The organism is Pontibacter sp. E15-1, assembly GCF_022601975.1.
GTDB lineage: Bacteria > Bacteroidota > Bacteroidia > Cytophagales > Hymenobacteraceae > Pontibacter.
Genome location: NZ_JAKVIR010000006.1, coordinates 185095 through 201931 on the forward strand (window position 1 = coordinate 185095; position 16837 = coordinate 201931).

Sequence of the window (16837 nt, forward strand, 5' to 3'; positions counted from 1 at the left end):
TCACATGGAAATGATGAACAAGAAGATATTTGGAATAGCGGCTTTCATTGTGGCTGGCTTACTCGGAGCCTGTGATGATGACTTTCTGACGACCGCCCCCAAAGGGGTGGTGGGGCAGCAATCCTTGGAGTCGAAGAAAGGGGTGGATGCCCTGCTAATCGGGGCTTACTCGCTACTGGACGGGGTTGGGTCGGGCAACACGGCCTGGCATAGCGCCGTGACTAACTGGGTGTATGGCGGTGTGGCATCCGATGATACCTACAAAGGCACCGATGCTGGAGACCAGCCGGAGATCACTTTTATTGAGACGTACAACTGGCTGCCAAGCAACAACCACTTCCGCGGGAAGTGGCGCAATGTGTACGACGGCATCGCGCGCAGCAACGATGTACTGCTGGTGATGGCCAATGCCAAGGACATGACCGATGCTGAAAAGGCGCAGGTTACTGCCGAGGCTCGCTTTCTGCGGGGCCATTACCACTTTGAGGCCAAGAAAATGTGGAACAAAGTGCCCTATATCGATGAGAAAACCTACGATCCGATGAACCCGGAGGGCGCGAAGGTTGCCAACAAAGAGGACATCTGGCCGAAGATAGAGGCTGACTTTAAGGCTGCCTACGATGTGTTGCCGGTAAACCAGGCACAGATTGGCCGGGCCACCAAGTATGCGGCGGCGGCTTATCTGGCCAAGGCTTATATGTTTCAGGGCAAGTATGCAGAGGCCAAACCGCTGTTGGATGAGATTATCGCCAGCGGCAGGTATAAACTGGAGCCGACGTACTACAGCAACTATAATGCCGCCACAAATAACAATGCCGAGTCAATCTTCGAGGTACAGATGTCCGTGAACGACGGCTCTCCGGGCGGTGTGAACGGGAATAACGGCAACATCCTGAACTACCCCTATACCGGGCCCTGGAACTGCTGTGGTTTCGAGCAGCCTTCTCAGAACCTGGTGAACGCGTTTAAAACCGAAGGGGGCTTGCCGCTGCTGGACACCTTTAACCAGACAGACGTGAAGAACGATGAGGGATTGGATGCCACAGCCCCTTTTACGCCCTACGATGGCCCCCTGGATCCACGCCTGGACCATACAGTGGGTCGCAGGGGCATTCCATACCTTGATTTCGGGATACACACCGGGAAACCCTGGGTGCGGGATCAGGTATATGCCGGCCCATACTCTCCGAAGAAAATGATTCCGATGAAAGGCTTCTACCATGCCACCAACCGGAACAACTCCAACAATTATCGGATGATCCGCCTGGCGCATGTCATCCTGTGGCGTGCTGAGGTGGCCGTGGCAGAGGGCGACCTGGAGAAAGCTCGGGAGCTGGTGAACCAGGTCAGGAGCAGGGCCGCTAATCCGGATGGGTTCGTGAAAATGTCCGACGGAAGCCCCGCCGCAAATTACGTGATCAATACCTATAACACGCCATTTGCAAGCAAAGAGGAGGCGCTGAAAGCTGTCCAGTTCGAGACAAGGCTGGAGTTCGGTATGGAAGGCCACCGCTTCTTCGACCTGGTGCGCTGGGGAATTGCAGACGAGGTGCTGAACACGTACGTGGCGAAAGAGCAGCAGAAGCGAATCTATCTGAAAGGGGCTACGTTCACGAAAGGGAAAAATGACTATTTCCCGATTCCGCAGCAGGAGATTATCAACAGCACGGTGGCCGGAGAGAATACGCTTGCCCAGAACCCGGGATACTAAACCGGCGTGAACTCGGGCATAGCTGTAGGTTAATTTGCTTTCAAATTAGTTTTTCTGCTTTGGGGAAGTGTGGTTTAGCTAGATCAGGGCAAAATGATTCCCAGTTTTTCCGAGAGGCACCGGGGGTAGGGGCCCTCTATTTGTATATTTCCGGTGCCACGTTAGTGGCAGCCGTTAGGCAGGAAATGTACACAGTGCCGAGCGGGAAAACGCGCCCCAGCGGGCGTGGAGCGCAAAGCAGGCTATGAAACAGGGAGTTTCGAGTTTAAAAACCGCTTGAGTTACCAAGTTTACGTTAAACCGGAAACGCAGGGTCTGACATAGGCCACGCGCATAAATAAGGCGGCCGCCAGGCGCAGAGGCATTTAGCTTCTGTGTCTGGCGGCCGCCTTGCTTTTAAAAAGACGATATCAACCCAGTTCTTCCAAAAGGCTGTTTAGGTCGAGGGCGCGCGTGTACATCTCCAGCGACCCGTCAGGTTTTCGGGGCCATACCTCCTGTGGGCGGTCCCAGTACAGTTCCACGCCGTTGCGGTCGGGGTCTTCCAGGTAAAGCGCCTCCGACACGCCATGGTCTGCGGCCCCGGAGAGCGGATACCCCGCCTCCAGCAGGCGACGGTAAATAGCTGCCAGGTCTTTGCGCGTAGGGTATAAAATAGCGGTATGGAAAAGGCCAGTGCTGCCAGCCGGAGGCGGTGCCCCGTTTTTGCTCTGCCAGGTGTTCAGGCCGATGTGGTGGTGGTAGCCGCCAGCGGAAAGAAAAGCCGCATCAGCCCCATACGTAGTCGTGACGGCAAAGCCCAATAAATCGCGGTAGAACGCTAAGGCGCGCTCCAGATTCGCCACCTTCAGGTGCACATGCCCGATCCGGGTTTGCGGGGGAGTGGAGTAGTTGGTTTCCATGACTATCTATTTAACGTGAACTTCGTGATTTGGCCCTCCCTGGAGCAGAAAATCGGGCAAACTGGAAATCAGGATGCTCGATCTGAATGGAAGTGCAGGTGGTTGGTTACTGAAAATCAGCACCTTTCTAGTAATTCCCGTGTGCACTTAACAAATTCCGCTGGCTACGTCGCAGCTGCCGCCCTCGCCCACAATTTCGTCCAGTATAGGGGCCACTTGCGAGAACACCTGATGGAACGCGTCGGCTGGCTGCGCACCACTGATCAGGTACTTATCGTTGATGATGAAGGCGGGAACGCCCGTGATGCCAGCTGCCTGTGCCCACTGTTCCATCTTCCGCACTTCGGTTTTGCCTGCCTCTCCCTCGAAGAAGCCCTCCAACTCCGCTGCCGGGATGCCGTTGTCCAACCCGATCCTGGTTAGCAGCGCAGTGTCGTTCATGTCGCTGCCTTCAGTAAAGTAACTGTAGAAAAGCGCGTTGGCAACCTGCTCCTGCACACCGCACGTGCCAGCCAGCCAGATCAGACGGTGGCCGTTAAAGGTGTTGTTCACCGCAGTCAGCTTGTCGAAGTTGAAAGTGATGCCGTCTTCGGCCCCTGCGTCCTGCAGGCGCTGGTTCATCGCGTCCAGCTGCGAGAGAATCTGCGGGCCGTAGTTGTTTTTAAAGTAGGTGATCCTGTCCATACCGGTTGCCGGGATGTTGGGGTTTAGCTCGAAAGGCTTGAAGCTGATGTCGAACTCGTATTTGTCGCCAGACTGCGCGATGGCCTTGTTGAGGCGTTGCTCACCCACGTAGCACCAGGGGCAGTTTACGTCAGATACGATATCTATTTTGATTTTCTGCTTGCTCATTTTTCTTGTTTTTAAAACTCAATTTTATACAGCCGTCATACGTAGGTTGCACCATTTGGCTTATGGTCTTGGAGTGATAACACTGTCCTGAGGGGTTTTGTTTATAAGCGCAACGATTTTAGCCGGAAGCCGCAGGCGAGGTGCCTGAAACACAATTTTACACCCACTTTTCCATTTTATACCCCAACTTTATACCTATAGACCCAGCACAAGAAGGAATTTTTTAAGCAGAAAAAGCGTAATAGATTTTATAAGCGTAAAATAAACACTTATATTGAGGCTCAAATACATAACCAACTCTTTGTAAGTCGGATCATACTGTATAAAAGTTTAATAACGCATGAAAAAAACAATCGCAGCATTTTTAGGGCTCTGTTGCACGGTCTCCGTGTATGCACAGAACACGGGTAAACTCAATGTGCCAGCCAAGCCAGAGCAGGTAATCAGCCGCCATATCTACGGACACTTTGCCGAGCATTTAGGGCGCTCTATCTATGGCGGCTTCTATGTGGGCGAAGACAACACCGCAATCCCCAACACCAACGGGGTGCGCAATGATGTGGTGGACGCCCTGAAAAAACTGAAAATCCCGAACCTGCGCTGGCCAGGCGGCTGCTTTGCCGACACCTACCACTGGAAAGACGGCATCGGGCCGAAAAGCGAGCGCCCGACGATGGTGAATACCTGGTGGGGCGGCGTGACCGAAAACAACAGCTTTGGCACGCACGACTTCCTGAACATGTGCGAGCTGCTGGACACCGAGCCATACCTGGCCGGAAACATGGGCAGCGGAGCGGTGCAGGAACTGGCCGATTGGGTGCAGTATGTGAACTTTGGAGGGGAAAGCCCCATGTCTAAACTGCGCCAGAAGAACGGGCGCGAGAAGCCCTGGGCAGTGAAGTTCTGGGGTATAGGCAACGAGGCCTGGGGCTGCGGCGGCAACATGACGGCGGAGTACTATGCCAACGAGTACCGCAAATACGCCACCTTCGTATCGGACTGGACCAATACCGGCAACCTTTTCCGGATCGCCTCCGGCGCTAACTCCGCCGATTACAATTGGACAGAGGTGCTGATGAAAAACGTGCCGAAGAACTTGATTGAAGGCGTGGCCCTGCACCACTACTCTGTGATTGAATGGGACAAAAAAGGCCCTTCCACTACGTTTAGCGAGCAGCAGTACTTCACCACCATGAAACGCGCCCTGTTTATGGAGGAACTGATTCAGAAGCACTCCGCCATTATGGATAAGTATGACCCGGAGAAGAAAATAGCCCTGGTGGTGGATGAGTGGGGCGGATGGTATGAGGTAGAGCCCGGCACCAATCCGGGTTTCCTATACCAGCAGAACACCATGCGCGACGCCATGATTGCCGGTGCCACGCTGAACATTTTCAATAACCACAGCGACCGCGTGCGCATGGCCAACCTGGCCCAGGCCATCAACGTGCTGCAGTCCGTTATCCTGACGGAGGGAGACAAGATGCTGCTGACGCCCACTTACCACGTGATGGAGATGTATAACGTGCACCAGGATGCCGCCTGGCTGCCGCTCACGGTCAAGACAGAGGATTATACGCTGGGAAGCGAGAAACTGCCCGCCGTTTCTGGCTCTGCCTCGAAAGACAAGAACGGGCTGACGCACGTGTCGCTGGTGAACATTGACGCCAACAAGGCGCAGGAAATCACCATCGACATCGACGGGGCGAAATACAAGAACGTATCTGGTAGAATTCTCTCTTCCAAGAAGGTGCAGGATTTCAACTCCTTCGACAGCCCGAACAGCATCACGCCCAAAGCCTTTAAAGACGCAAAGCTGAAAGGAGACAAACTGACGGTGAAGCTGCCCGCGTTCTCGGTGGTGGTGCTGGAGCTGAAGTAACCAGGTCGGCTGCCTTAACTTAAATGACCTATACCATGAAAAGCAACCTTTTAGCCGGTGCAGTGGCGATGGTGGCAGTGGCATTTGCCGTTGCCCCAACCGCTGCCGAGGCCTCCAAGCTTCCCGGAGACACGACCTTCAAGTCGACCTCCAACCCCATTATCACGCATAAGTATACCGCCGACCCGGCCGCGATCGTGCACAACGACAGGGTATACCTGTATGCCGGCCACGACCAGGCGCCCAACGATTTCAACTTTTACAGAATGAACGAGTGGCTGGTGTTCTCGTCGCCGGATCTGGTGAACTGGACAGAGCACCCCGTTCCGCTCAAACCCTCTGACTTTAAGTGGGCCAAAGGCGACGCCTGGGCTGCGGAGGTAATCGAGAAAAACGGCAAGTTTTACTGGTACGTCACCGTGACACACAACGACGCCAAGCCGGGGAAGGCAATCGGCGTGGCAGTGGCCGACAGTCCGATAGGGCCGTTTAAGGATGCCAGGGGCTCTGCCCTGATCACCAACGACATGACCACCGGTACCTCCATCGACTGGGATGATATTGACCCCACGGTGTTTGTCGACGATGACGGCCAAGCCTGGCTGTTCTGGGGCAATACCAAGGCCTATTATGCCAAGCTGAAGGACAATATGGTAGAGCTCGATGGCCCGATAAAGACCATCGATACCCTGCCGAACTTTACCGAGGCACCCTACGTGCACAAGCACAAGGGCAATTACTACCTCTCGTATGCCTATCAGTTTCCGGAGAAAACGGCCTATGCCATGAGCAAGCGCATCGAGGGGCCCTGGGAGTATAAGGGCATCCTGAACGAGCTGTCGGGCAACTCCAACACAAACCACCAGGCGATCATCGACTTTAAGGGCAAGTCCTACTTTATCTACCATACGGGCGGCGTCCAGCCGCATGGCGGCAGCTTCCGCAGGTCGGTCTGCATCGACGCGCTGGAGTATAACCCCGACGGAACCATGAAGCGCGTGGTCATGACCTCGGAGGGCGTGAAACCGGCCAGGTCGAAGCAGGCAGCAAAGTAAGGTATAGCGATTGATACTGTGCGGCGCAACAAGGCGGGTCCTGGTATCCGTTGGAAAATAGCAGCAGGGTATAAAAAGAGAAATTCAGAAAATCCGGGCAAGCAAGCATCTGTTTGCCTGTTTTTTTAGTAAGTTTAATAAATGTAGTATTTACATTAATTAAAGGGGCATAATCCCGCCTTATCGTAAAGGTCAGTAATTTAAGGGCGAATAAATCACTAAGGATGGAAGTGCAATTGAAAAAATACATGCGAATTGCGGCGGTCTGCCTGCTGGGTGCAGGGATGTTCTCCTGCACGAAAGACAAGGACAGTCCGGCACCGCCAACAGGACTAAATCCGCAGCCGCCCGTGGTGGCAGATTTCGACATAGACCAGTTGGGAGACACTTATGCCAACATCGCGCCGTATGAGTTCCGCTTCAAGTGGGGGCCGTACAACACCCACGACCCTTCCATCGTGAAGGGGGGAGAGTATTTTTACAGCTACAGCACCGATGCCGCCTTCGGAACCGCCGCCCCGGCGGGGATACAGGTGCGGAAGTCGAAAGACCTCGTGAACTGGCAGTATGTGGGGCAGGCCTTCGACGGCTTGCCAAAAAAAGGCAGCGATTTTATCAAGCAGCGGGGCAGCACGCCTTTTGGCTCTCTGTGGGCACCCTATGCCATGAAGGTGGGGAGCGAGTACCGGCTTTATTATTCCCTGACGGGCCCGGCGCCGCGCCTGAGCGTGATCGGGTTGGCTACTTCCTCCAGCCCGGAGGGGCCTTGGGTGGAGCGGGACCTGGTGGTCACGTCGCTGAACAACAACTCGTTGCAAACCAACGCTATCGACCCGACGGTAGTCGTGGACGCGGCCGGGGATCACTGGTTTTACTATGGCTCGGCCTGGGACGGAATTTATGTGCTGAAACTCGACGCGAGCACCGGGCTGGCCGCCACGACCGGCGACAAGGGCCGCAGGGTTGCGCAAAGGGGATCTACCAATGGTACCATCAACGGGAACATTGAGGGGGCCGAGGTGATTTACAACCCGGAGCTCAACAAGTACTACATGTTCATTTCCTACGATTGGCTGGAGACCAAATACAATGTCCGCGTGGGCCGCGCCGACTCACCGGAAGGCCCGTTTTACGATTTTAACGGCAAGAACCTGAACGACCCGGAGGACAATCTGCCGTTGATCCTGGCGCCCTATAAGTTTCAGGGCCACAGTGGCTGGCAAGGGGTTTCGCACCCCGCCGTGTTCCACGATGGCAGTCAGTATTACATGGCGCACCAGGGCAGGCCGGGCGAGAACAAATATTACATGGTGCTGCACGTGCGCAAAATACACTGGACCGAGGATGGATGGCCGGTGGTGTCGCCGGAGCGGTATGCGGCCGTAGAGCAGTCGGCTATTGCCCAGGCTGAGCTGGTGGGCGAGTGGGAACGCATTGTGCTGGGCTATACCGTTGTGCCGGGCTACGCCGAGGAGCAGGTGTCGCCTAATTTCCAGGTGGCGGCCCTGCTGCAGCTAAACGCTAACGGCACATTGAACAACGACGCCTCGAGCAGTTGGACGTATCAGGCCCCATGGCTGACGCTGGACTGGGGTACGGACCTCAAAGAGCGGGTATACGTGGAGCGTGGCCGCGACTGGGAAAATAAGGTCGCCAGCACCCTAGTCTTCACGGGGCTTAACGGCGAGGGCACTGCCATCTGGGGAAAGAAATTGAAGAAGTAACGCGGTCGCACTAGAAGATGCCGCCGCCTGGTGGGCAGCATCCCGCCTAACATAACATACCATGATGAAAAAGCTAAGGAAAGCGGGTATAGGGCATATATGGGCCATGCTACATTTGTGTGCAGTGATTGCCTTGCCGTCGTGCGCGCAGACGAAGCAGATACCGGTGCACGACCCGGTCATGATCCGGCAGGATGACAGCTACTTCCTCTTCGCTACGGGAAGTGGCATCGCGGTATGGTCCTCCAAAAACATGAAAGACTGGACCCGCGAGCCCGCCGTTTTTGCGGAAGCCCCGGTATGGGCAAGCAGTGTTGCGCCAGATTTTAAGAATCATATATGGGCGCCCGATATCACGTACCACAATGGGCAGTACTACCTATACTACAGTGTTTCCGCGTTTGGCAAAAACACGTCGGCCATCGGGGTGGCCACTAATAAAACACTCCATGCCACTGACCCTGCCTATACCTGGGTAGACCACGGGATTGTGGTGGAGTCGGTGCCCGGACGTGATATGTGGAACGCCATCGACCCAAACCTGGTGTTTGACGAGAAAGAGCAACCCTGGCTTTCCTTCGGATCGTTCTGGAGTGGCCTGAAAATAGTGAAGCTGCGGCCGGACCTCCTTTCTGTAGCCAGCGAAAACCCGGAATGGCATACCATTGTACAGCGGGAACGCACCGCCCTGGAGGAGACAAAGGCGGGTGAGGGGGCCGTGGAAGCGCCCTTCATTTTCAGGAAAGGAAACTATTACTATCTATTTGCCTCCTTTGATTATTGCTGCCGCGGCCCAGAGAGCACCTATAAAATGGTGGTGGGCCGATCTGAAAATGTCACGGGGCCTTATATGGACAAAGAGGGCAGGAAAATGGTGCACGGGGGCGGAAGTCTGCTGCTGGAGGGCAACAAAGACTGGTATGGGGTAGGGCACAACTCCGTCTACAATTTTGACGGACAGGACTACCTGGTTTTCCATGGGTATGACGCCAAAGACGAAGGGAAGTCTAAACTCAGGATCGAAAAGCTGGCCTGGGACAAGAAGGGCTGGCCCGTGGTGTCCGTTCCTGCGCCTAATGGAGGGAAAAGAAAGTAATCCACCATTTGTTTCGCGTGTGATTTACAAGTTATACACAGGGCTTTACTGGAATTATTTAACGGAAAAACTGTAAATAATTTTTTAATTGTCAATAAGACGTTTATATTTGATTAGTCACTCACTAATCACGCTTACTATTAGGATATGAGAAAGAGGTTTTTAACGGTTCTAGCCCTGTCAGCAGGTATAATTACTGGCACCAGCAACAGTTTTGCCCAGAAGAATAAAGTATTCACAGTAAAGGCCAACGAGGTGAAGGCAGAAGTGCAGCCGACCATGTGGGGGCTTTTCTTTGAAGACATCAACCTGGGCGCTGACGGCGGCATATATGCCGAACTGGTGAAAAACCGCTCTTTTGAGTTTGACACTCCTATGATGGGATGGAAGGAGCAGAAGGAGGGAAACGCGGCAGGCAGCATGCTGGTGCATAACCGCGGCGCAGAAAATCTGGGCAACCCCCGTTTCCTGCGCGTGAAGCTGAAGTCGGATGACGGCAGCCTGGGCCTCACAAACGAGGGCTTCCGCGGAATGGGCGTGAAGAAGGGCGACAAGTATAATTTCTCGGTGCTTGCCCGGCAGCAAGGTGAGAAAAGCGTTGCGCTGACCATGGAGCTGGTGGACGCGGAGGGAAAGAAAATAGGCACCGCCACCCTGACGCCGGAAGGCAAAGCCTGGAAAAAATATACCGCCAGCATCACGGCCACGGACACCGATCAGAAAGCAAAGCTGAACATATGGGCGAAAGGCGCTGGCACCCTGGACATGGACATGATTTCCCTGTTCCCGGAGAATACCTGGAAAAACCGACCGAACGGCCTCCGCGCCGACATGGTGCAGCTGCTGGCCGACATGAAGCCGGGTTTCCTTCGCTTTCCGGGGGGCTGTATTGTGGAGGGCCGCACCCTGGACGAGCGCTTCCAGTGGAAAAAAACAGTGGGGCCGGTGGAAGACCGAGAGCTACTCGTGAACCGCTGGAACACGGAGTTTAAGCACCGTCATACCCCCGACTATTACCAGACATTCGGCCTCGGCTTCTTTGAATACTTCCAGTTGTCCGAAGACCTTGGGGCAGCGCCCGTGCCGATCCTGAACGCCGGTATGGCCTGCCAGTTCAATACCGGAGAGCTCGTGCCGCTGGACCAGCTGACACCCTTCGTGCAGGACGCCCTCGACCTGATTGAGTTCGCCAACGGCCCTGCCGACTCGGAGTGGGGCAAGCTGCGGGCCAGCATGGGGCACCCGGCACCGTTCAACATGAAGTACCTGGGCGTGGGCAACGAGCAGTGGGGCGAGCAGTACATCGAGCGTTACAAGGTGTTTGAAAAAGCCCTGCAGGAGAAGCACCCCGAAATCAAGCTGATCACAACCACCGGCCCCTTCCCCGATGGAAAGGAGTTCGACTACCTAAACACGACCCTGCGTGGCATGAAAGACCACAAAGTGGACATCATTGACGAGCACTATTACCGCGCCCCGGAGTGGTTCCGCGAGAACGTGACCCGCTACGACAGCTACGACCGCAAGGGGCCGAAGATATTTGCCGGCGAGTATGCGGCGCAGTCTGTGGCAATCGCCAGCCCCGACAACAAGAACAACTGGAACGCGGCGCTCTCGGAGGCTGCCTTCATGACGGGCCTGGAGCGTAACGCCGACGTGGTGGTGATGACCTCTTACGCCCCCTTGTTTGCCCATGCCGAAGGCTGGCAGTGGACACCCGACATGATATGGGTAGACAACCTGCGGGCTTACGGCACGCCCAACTATCAGGTACAGAAGCTGTTCTCGACAAACGTAGGAACGCATGTAGTGCCCGTGCTGCTCAACAAAAAGCCTGTTACAGGCCAGGACGGCGCATTTGCCTCTGCTACTATCGACCGCAACACCAACGAGCTTATCCTGAAAGTAATCAACACCTCAGACAAGGCGATGCAAAACGAGTTTGCGGTAGAGGGCGTGAAAAAGCTGGCTGCACAGGGTACACATACCGTGCTGCGGAGCGATAACCTGAACCAGGAGAATTCTTTTGAGCACCCGGACGCCGTTAGCCCGGTGCAGAAGCAGATTTCAGTAAGCGGAAAGAGCATCAAGCTTGACCTGCAGCCCTACTCCGTGAACGTGATCCGGGTGAAATTATCGTAAGGCGGGCGCAGCGCGCTTGAACCCTATGATCTATGCCACCGGGATCTAGAGCACTGACGCCGTGGCCTGTAAGTGTCAGGGGAACACGAAATGACACCCCTGAAACAGTGGACGCATACCCGGTTCGCGCGGGGAAAGAGAAGCGGCACTGGAGGAGAAGATAACACCGGGTATAAGAAATGCCTCCTTTGCCACAGAAGAGGAGGCGAAGGCTACGAAAACAGGTCAACGCATGTCTCCTGCAAAGCAGCCGGATAGCCATTGCTGGGCTCGGGAGGACCAACCATCGCCACAAACAAGAACTATAGTGTATAGTTTGGCCTGCTCTACGGCAGGAGAGACATTGATAGCTTATTAGACACAACTACCCTCAATTTAAAACCACATGATGAGACCTTTTCGAAAATTTCAGCTTCTGGCGCCTATAGTGCTGTGCGCCGGGCTTCAGGTGCCTGCTCAGGCCCTACCGGCACTGTCGCCGCCGTTGGCTGGCAGGGCTAACACGATTATTTCGCAGCCGATGGCTAACATGGTGCTGGAGTTGGAAGCCCGCTACACGGCAAATCCTGCTGGCAGCGCAGTGGCCATCACGGTGTCCGGTAAAGTTACGGGCGAGGAAGGAACAGGCTTGCCGGGCGTGAGTGTGGCCCTGAAAGGCACAACGACGGGTACCATCACTGATGTGGGAGGAAACTATATCCTGAACGTGCCGGACGGACAGGAAAACGGAACGCTGGTATTCTCTTACATCGGGTACCTGGCCCAGGAAGTGCAGATCAGCAACCGCAGTGCCGTGGATGTGCGGCTTCAGATAGACGCCAAAACGCTGGATGAGGTAGTGGTTGTGGGGTATGGTACCCAGAAAAAATCTGATATCACGGGTTCGGTGGCGGTGATTGACGCCGCAGAGATCAAGAAAACCTCCACCAGCGACATGTCCCAGCTGCTGCAGGGTAGAGCTCCCGGCGTGGCTGTGACCAGCGACGGACAGCCAGGCGCTGTGCCGAATGTTCGGATCCGGGGCGTAAGCACGTTCGGTAACGGACAGCCGCTTTATGTGGTGGACGGTGTGCCTTTGGGCGATAATGCATCCCCGCGTGACTTCAACCCAAATGACGTAGAATCGGTGCAGGTCCTGAAAGACGCCTCATCCGCCGCTATTTACGGGTCGCGGGCAGCGAACGGTGTAGTGATCATTACCACGAAGCAGGGAAGGAAGAACACCCCGCTGAAGATAGAATACAACGGCTACTACGGCGTGGACGAGGTATGGCAGCGCATACCGGTAACCAACCGGGCGGAATACCAGATGCTGCAGAACGAGACACAGCTGAACGGTGGCCAGACAGTGGCGCCGGCAAATGACCCGAACTCTCCGAGCTTTATCAGCAACATCGATACCGACTGGCAGGAAGAAGGCCTGAAGCTGGGTAACCGCCAAAACCACAATATTGTGCTTTCGGGCGGCGGGGAGTACAACACGTACAACATCTCCTTAGACTACTTCGATAACGAAGGTACTTTTGTGGGCAATGGCCCGAGCTACGAGCGCTATTCAGGCCGTATCAACACGACTGCCGAGAAAGGCAGATTCAGCACCGGCCTGTCCATCTACTACACGCACTCCTTCGAAAACTCGCTTACCTACCGCGGCGACCTGCTGTTGGGTGGCAGACCTCCCCTGGTGGGCGACCTGATCACGGCAATCCCGACCATGCCGGTATACGACCCGAACCGCCTGGGTGGATTCGGGGGTACTTCCTCTGCCATTGAGCGCGGTATCATCCTGAATGCGATCGGTGCCAACAGCCTGATTGAGAACGATGTGACGGTAGACCGCGTTTTTAGCACCGGCTGGGGACAGTTGGATTTAGGCCACGGCTTAAAGTATAAGCTCAACCTAAACTACGACCGCACCATGATCAAGGACTATGCGTTTGTGCCAGCCTTTGACCTGGGGTACTTCTTCACCAACGATATCTCAAGGCTGAACAGAGGCAACAGGATCATTACCACAAGCCTGATCGAGAACACCCTGAACTACGACAAGACCTTTGGTCAGCACACGGTATCCTTGTTAGCGGGCCAGATGTACCAAGAAGGCTCCTTTTCAGCGATCGGCGGTTTTTCCCAGGACCTGAGTACGCCGTATTTCCCGGTACTGGACAATGGTTCCAACAAAACGGCTAGCGGCTCAGAGACGGTGAACACCCTGGCCTCATACCTGGGCAGAATAAACTACAGCTACGATGACCGTTACCTGCTGACGGCCACCATGCGTAGAGACGGTTCTTCGCGTTTTGCACCAATTAACCGGTATGGCAACTTCCCGTCTATCGCCTTAGGATGGAAACTGCACAACGAGACGTTCTTCACCATGCCCGAGTTTATCTCCGAGCTGAAGCTACGCGGCAGCTATGGCGAGTTGGGTAACCAGAACATCGGCGATTATCGCTACTATGCTACTATTAACCCGAACATCCTCTATAACTTCAATGCTAGCCCTGTTACGGGCGGACTTCAGACCTCTCTGGTGGCAGAAGACATCAAATGGGAAACTCAGACAACCAGCAACGTGGGCTTTGACGCCAGATTCTTCGGCGGGAAGATTGATTTTACGGCGGAGTACTACCGCAGCACAACCACAGACATTTTGGTGGGTGTTCCGATTCCGGCCTCTACGGGCTCAGTTGACCTGAACCCGGTGGTGAATGCGGGCAGCCTGCGCAACTCTGGTGTCGAGTTTGACCTGGGGTATCACAAAATGGAGGGCGCTTTCACGTTCGATGTCTCAGCAAACGTTTATACCCTGAAAAACAGAGTACTCTCTTTGGGTGGTAACGAGGAGCCGATTAGTGGCGCTGGCGCAAGAACGCAGGTTGGCCGTGAAGTAGGCGAGCATTACGGATGGGATGTGCAAGGCATCTTCCAGACACAGGAAGAAATCACGAACCACGCGTTCCAGAATGCCAACACGGCCCCCGGAGACCTGATCTTCCGGGATGTGAACGAAGACGGCATCATCAACGCCGACGACCGGATATACCTGGGCAGCGGCATGCCAAACATCTATTATGGTCTGAACTTCGCCGCCCAGTACAAAAATTTCGACTTTACCATGTTCGCCTCTGGTATGGGCGATTACCTGATCAACAGCAGGCTTTACAGAGACCTGGTGCACACGCAAGGTTACCAGAACTACCATGAGGACGCGCTGGACCGCTGGACCCCGACAAACACGAATACCGACATTCCGAGGTTGGTGGCCGAAGACCCGAACAACAACATGCGCGACTCAAACCGCGAAGGCTGGCTGCAGAGTGGCACGCACCTGCGCATCAACACGCTGTCGGTAGGCTACAAGCTGCCCGCCAACTTGGTGAAGGGTATGACATCGGCCAGGGTATACGCCACGGCCCAGAACCTGTACACCTTCCAGGCCTACGAAGGGTATAACCCTGACTTTACCTCCGGCACCTTTAACCCAGGCTTTGACTTCGGGTCTTTTCCGAAGCCGAGAACCATCATGCTGGGTGTGCAGCTGGGATTTTAACGGGAGCGTGAGCGCATATACTATTAAAGCATTAATCTGAAAAGTCATGAAAAAATTAAAATATATCGCCCTCATGCTGCCGTTGCTGCTGGGGTGCAACGATAACCTGGAACTTGCCAACCCAAACAGGCAGACAACCGCTGACTACTGGTCGACGGAGCAGCAGGCCTTAGCGGGCGTGAACGCCGTGTACAATGGCCTGATCCTGGACGGAACCTACATGCGCATGCTGCCCGGAGCCACCGATGGCCGCGGCGACGACATGACCGGAGACAGCCCGTGGGGCGACCTGGTGCAGATGGGCAACTTTACCATCCCGACCACCTCTGGCCCGATATCCTGGGTATGGCACGCGCACTACCAGATCATCTTCCGGGCGAACCAGGTGCTGGCCTACGTCCCTGACATTGAGATGGACGAGCAGCTGAGGCAACGGATCTACGGCCAGGCGCACTTTCTGCGTGGTTTGGCTTACTTCACGCTGGCAAACACTTACAAAGAGGTGCCCCTTATCACAACTCCCCCGGTACGCAAGGAAGAGTACTATGCCGAAACGGCTACAGAGGAGATGCTGTGGGAACAGATTATCGCTGACTTTAAGCAGGCGCAAGATCTCTTGCCAGCCACCTACCTGGGGATAAGTGGTCCGGATGCCGGTGAGGTTGGGCGTGCCACAAAAGGCGCTGCCGCTGGCATGCTGGGCAAAGCCTACCTGTACAGAAAGCAGTGGCAGCAGGCAGCCACCGAGTTCGAGAAGCTGATCAATGGCCCGCTGAACACGTATAGCCTGGTGCCGAACTACCGCGACAACTTCTCGCCGTTCACTGAGAACAACGCAGAGTCTTTGTTTGAGGTCCAGTTTGCCACCACCGACCAGGTGGGCGGCTCTGACTTCAACTGGGGCGGCGACCCGGGCGCGAACTGGAAGCAGGTTTCGGCACAGGGCGTGACCTACGGTGCCGACGGCTTCGGTTTCTCCGATTTCCTGCCCACGCGCTGGATCTACAACGAGTATAAGGCAGAGAAAACAGTCGATGGGAAACTGGACCCGCGCTTGCTTGCCACCATCGCCTCTTTTGAGCCAGAGGCAAACTCCACCACCATCTATGGCAACCCGTGGCCCTATGACGCCGCTGCCATCTATCCAAGGAAATATACAAATGATGGTTTCGGGTATCCGCACGAGTATGACATCAATTCTGGTATCAACTACCGCATACTGCGATACGCTGACATCCTGTTGATGCACGCCGAGGCCCTGAATGAGCTGAACAGAACGGCAGAGGCATACCAGTACATTCAGCAAGTGAGAAACCGTGCCAACCTGCCCGACCTGTCCGCTGTGAAGCCGGGGATGAGCCAGACGCAAATGCGCGACCAGCTTGCCCATGAGCGCGCGCTGGAGTTTGCCAGCGAAGGACAGCGCATCAATGACCTGATCCGTTGGGGCTGGTTCTACGATGCCGACAAACTGGCGCAACTGAAGGAGCACGACAATGACTTCAAGACATGGACTCCGGGGAATGAGTACCTGCCGATTCCGCAGGGGGAGTTGGACGTGAACCCGAACCTCAGGCCAAACTCAGCCAACAACTAAGGCAGAAAGTTAAGTAAGTTATACCCCCATGTGCTGTACAGGCAACTCGCTGGCAGTGTATGGGGGTTTTTTGTTTTGCACACAGAGGCCTGTACGGGTGGCAGAACGGAGGTTTTGCGCAAACTAAAGGGTATAAATGTCTGATTAACAGTACTGAAGTCACTGAGTTTTTTTATATTTATTCTCTGAAGATTCGGATCTGTTTTAAGCCTTATTTATTGTAGCGCACTAAGTTAGAAAAGGCTCAGAAGCTGTTTTAAAAGGTAATTAGGGATAAAAAAAGTGCCCACTTTGGTTAAGATAGTTATTCGACCAACTAATCA

10 protein-coding genes are annotated in these 16837 nt (G+C 54.9%); 8 read left to right on the forward strand and 2 right to left on the reverse strand.

Going from position 1 to position 16837, the window contains the following annotated elements; translation table 11 throughout:
• The first annotated feature begins 13 nt into the window (after window positions 1-13).
• A complete protein-coding gene (locus MKJ04_RS06020) occupies window positions 14-1711 on the forward strand; it encodes a RagB/SusD family nutrient uptake outer membrane protein (RefSeq protein WP_410896809.1) in 1698 nt (565 codons plus the stop codon).
• A gap of 410 nt (window positions 1712-2121) precedes the next feature.
• On the opposite strand, the gene MKJ04_RS06025 is transcribed toward MKJ04_RS06020, so the two are convergent.
• Window positions 2122-2613, reverse strand: coding sequence for a VOC family protein (locus MKJ04_RS06025; RefSeq protein WP_241640239.1), 492 nt, complete (start codon window positions 2611-2613; stop codon window positions 2122-2124).
• A 147-nt stretch (window positions 2614-2760) separates the two neighbouring features.
• Window positions 2761-3465 carry a DsbA family oxidoreductase gene (locus MKJ04_RS06030; protein WP_241640241.1) on the reverse strand — a complete coding sequence of 235 codons (705 nt, stop codon included), beginning with the start codon at window positions 3463-3465 and terminating at the stop codon, window positions 2761-2763.
• Window positions 3466-3805: 340 nt separating this feature from the next.
• Between MKJ04_RS06030 and MKJ04_RS06035 the strand changes: the two genes are divergently transcribed.
• From MKJ04_RS06035 to MKJ04_RS06065, 7 genes are all read left to right on the forward strand, one after another.
• Window positions 3806-5347, forward strand: a complete 1542-nt coding sequence (locus MKJ04_RS06035; RefSeq protein ID WP_241640243.1) for an alpha-N-arabinofuranosidase — start codon at window positions 3806-3808, stop codon at window positions 5345-5347.
• A 35-nt stretch (window positions 5348-5382) separates the two neighbouring features.
• The gene (locus tag MKJ04_RS06040) at window positions 5383-6402 is read left to right on the forward strand and encodes a glycoside hydrolase family 43 protein (RefSeq protein WP_241640245.1); all 1020 of its coding nucleotides are present in this window, start codon (window positions 5383-5385) and stop codon (window positions 6400-6402) included.
• A gap of 224 nt (window positions 6403-6626) precedes the next feature.
• Window positions 6627-8126, forward strand: coding sequence for an arabinan endo-1,5-alpha-L-arabinosidase (locus MKJ04_RS06045; protein WP_241640247.1), 1500 nt, complete (start codon window positions 6627-6629; stop codon window positions 8124-8126).
• Between the two features lie 61 nt (window positions 8127-8187).
• Window positions 8188-9222: an arabinan endo-1,5-alpha-L-arabinosidase gene (locus MKJ04_RS06050; protein ID WP_241640249.1), complete on the forward strand. Its 1035-nt coding sequence runs from the start codon at window positions 8188-8190 to the stop codon at window positions 9220-9222.
• A 147-nt stretch (window positions 9223-9369) separates the two neighbouring features.
• Window positions 9370-11364, forward strand: coding sequence for an alpha-L-arabinofuranosidase C-terminal domain-containing protein (locus MKJ04_RS06055; protein ID WP_241640253.1), 1995 nt, complete (start codon window positions 9370-9372; stop codon window positions 11362-11364).
• A 385-nt stretch (window positions 11365-11749) separates the two neighbouring features.
• Window positions 11750-14917, forward strand: coding sequence for a SusC/RagA family TonB-linked outer membrane protein (locus MKJ04_RS06060; protein ID WP_241640254.1), 3168 nt, complete (start codon window positions 11750-11752; stop codon window positions 14915-14917).
• 46 nt (window positions 14918-14963) lie between these two features.
• Entirely contained in the window at window positions 14964-16514 is a 1551-nt protein-coding gene (locus MKJ04_RS06065) for a RagB/SusD family nutrient uptake outer membrane protein (RefSeq protein ID WP_241640266.1), read from the forward strand.
• The last annotated feature ends 323 nt before the right edge of the window (window positions 16515-16837 follow it).

What these genes read in the sequence shown, in the direction of transcription:
- MKJ04_RS06065 (WP_241640266.1), top strand. Translation starts at nt 14,964, where the DNA reads ATGAAAAAATTAAAATATATCGCCCTCATGCTGCCGTTGCTGCTGGGG.
- MKJ04_RS06020 (WP_410896809.1), top strand. Translation starts at nt 14, where the DNA reads ATGAACAAGAAGATATTTGGAATAGCGGCTTTCATTGTGGCTGGCTTA.
- MKJ04_RS06045 (WP_241640247.1), top strand. Translation starts at nt 6,627, where the DNA reads ATGGAAGTGCAATTGAAAAAATACATGCGAATTGCGGCGGTCTGCCTG.
- MKJ04_RS06040 (WP_241640245.1), top strand. Translation starts at nt 5,383, where the DNA reads ATGAAAAGCAACCTTTTAGCCGGTGCAGTGGCGATGGTGGCAGTGGCA.
- MKJ04_RS06060 (WP_241640254.1), top strand. Translation starts at nt 11,750, where the DNA reads ATGATGAGACCTTTTCGAAAATTTCAGCTTCTGGCGCCTATAGTGCTG.
- MKJ04_RS06030 (WP_241640241.1), bottom strand. Translation starts at nt 3,465, where the DNA reads ATGAGCAAGCAGAAAATCAAAATAGATATCGTATCTGACGTAAACTGC.
- MKJ04_RS06025 (WP_241640239.1), bottom strand. Translation starts at nt 2,613, where the DNA reads ATGGAAACCAACTACTCCACTCCCCCGCAAACCCGGATCGGGCATGTG.
- MKJ04_RS06035 (WP_241640243.1), top strand. Translation starts at nt 3,806, where the DNA reads ATGAAAAAAACAATCGCAGCATTTTTAGGGCTCTGTTGCACGGTCTCC.
- MKJ04_RS06050 (WP_241640249.1), top strand. Translation starts at nt 8,188, where the DNA reads ATGATGAAAAAGCTAAGGAAAGCGGGTATAGGGCATATATGGGCCATG.
- MKJ04_RS06055 (WP_241640253.1), top strand. Translation starts at nt 9,370, where the DNA reads ATGAGAAAGAGGTTTTTAACGGTTCTAGCCCTGTCAGCAGGTATAATT.